This window comes from Streptomyces sp. NPDC000075 (genome assembly GCF_040301925.1).
GTDB classification, from domain to species: Bacteria; Actinomycetota; Actinomycetes; order Streptomycetales; family Streptomycetaceae; genus Streptomyces; species Streptomyces polychromogenes.
Genome location: NZ_JBEPFL010000082.1, coordinates 1 through 1,929 on the forward strand (window position 1 = coordinate 1; position 1,929 = coordinate 1,929).

The 1,929-nt window shown below is 69.6% G+C and carries 2 protein-coding genes; both read left to right on the forward strand.

Annotated elements, in window-relative coordinates:
• Positions 1 to 977 (forward strand): vitamin B12 dependent-methionine synthase activation domain-containing protein (locus ABT403_RS38960; protein ID WP_351650965.1); only part of this gene is annotated, 977 nt, incomplete at its 5' end.
• Positions 978 to 1,012: 35 nt separating this feature from the next.
• Positions 1,013 to 1,929 (forward strand): adenosylhomocysteinase (locus tag ABT403_RS38965; protein WP_351650967.1); only part of this gene is annotated, 917 nt, incomplete at its 3' end.

A 1,929-nucleotide genomic window follows, 5' to 3' on the forward strand; every position in this document is an offset into this window, starting at 1 on the left:
TCTACGAGGGCGAGGTCCGCTACGCCCGTGACGCCTTCGAGGGCCTGCGGCTGATGGACGCGCTGATCGCCGTCAAGCGCGGCGTCCCCGGCGCCGAACTCCCGCCCCTCAAGCAGCGCCGCGTCCCGCAGCGCGCCGCCGTCCTCGACGTCCGGGAACCGGAGGAGGCCGGCCGGTCCGACGTGGCCGTCGACAACCCGGTGCCCACCCCGCCCTTCTGGGGGACCCGCGTGGTCAAGGGCATCCAGCTCAAGGAGTACGCGGGCTGGCTGGACGAGCAGGCGCTGTTCAAGGGTCAGTGGGGCCTCAAGCACGCGGACTCCATCGCCGCCGAGGGCCGGCCCCGGCTGCGCGGCTGGCTGGACCGCATGCACACCGAGCGGCTCCTCGAAGCGGCCGTGGTCTACGGCTACTTCCCCTGCGTCTCCAAGGGCGACGACCTGATCATCCTCGACCAGGACGGCGGCGAGCGGACCCGGTTCAGCTTCCCGCGCCAGAGCCGTGGCCGCCGGCTGTGCCTCGCCGACTTCGTGCGGCCCGAGGAGTCGGGCGAGGTGGACGTCATCGGCCTCCAGGTGGTCACCGTCGGCTCGAAGATCGGCGAGGCCACGGCCAAGCTGTTCGAGTCCGACTCCTACCGCGACTACCTGGAGCTGCACGGCCTCTCCGTCCAGCTGGCCGAGGCCCTGGCCGAGTACTGGCACGCCCGCGTCCGCGCCGAGCTCGGGATCGCCGGATCCGATCCGGCGGACATGGACGGCATGTTCCGTACCGAGTACCAGGGCTGCCGCTACTCCCTGGGCTACCCGGCCTGCCCGGAACTCTCCGACCGGGCGAAGATCGCCGGCCTCCTCCAGCCGGAGCGGATCGGCGTCCACCTCTCCGAGGAGTTCCAGCTCCACCCCGAGCAGTCCACCGATGCTCTAGTCATTCACCACCCCGAAGCGAGCTACTTCAATGCGGGAGGCCGTCGATGACCCCCGCCCCCGCACGTTTCCAAGGAGCACACCGCATGTCTGCCGCATTCACCGACTACAAGGTCGCCGACATCTCCCTCGCCGAATTCGGGCGCAAGGAGATCACCCTGGCCGAGCACGAGATGCCGGGTCTGATGTCGATCCGCCGGGAGTACGCCGAGGCGCAGCCGCTGGCCGGCGCCCGTATCACCGGCTCGCTGCACATGACCGTGCAGACCGCCGTGCTGATCGAGACCCTGGTCGCGCTCGGCGCCGACGTCCGCTGGGTGTCCTGCAACATCTACTCGACGCAGGACCACGCCGCCGCCGCGATCGCCGCCGCCGGGATCCCGGTCTTCGCCTGGAAGGGCGAGACGCTGGAGGAGTACTGGTGGTGTACGGAGCAGGCGCTGACCTGGCCCGGCCACGCCGGCCCGAACATGATCCTCGACGACGGTGGTGACGCCACCCTCCTCGTCCACAAGGGCGTCGAGTACCAGAAGGCCGGAGCCGTCCCGGACGTCTCCACCGCCGAGAACGAGGAAATGGCCATCGTCCTGGGCCTGCTGGCGAAGACGGACATCGACTGGTCCGCCCTCGCCGCCGAGATCCGCGGCGTGACGGAGGAGACCACCACCGGTGTCCACCGCCTCTACGAGATGATGGCCGAGGGCAAGCTCCTCTTCCCGGCGATCAACGTGAACGACGCGGTGACGAAGTCGAAGTTCGACAACAAGTACGGCTGCCGTCACTCGCTGATCGACGGCATCAACCGTGCCACCGACGTCCTGATCGGCGGCAAGGTCGCGGTCGTCTGCGGTTACGGCGACGTGGGCAAGGGCTGCGCGGAGTCGCTGCGCGGTCAGGGCGCGCGGGTGATCGTCACCGAGATCGACCCGATCTGCGCGCTGCAGGCGGCGATGGACGGCTACCAGGTGGCGACGCTGGACGACGTGGTGGAGACGGCTGACAT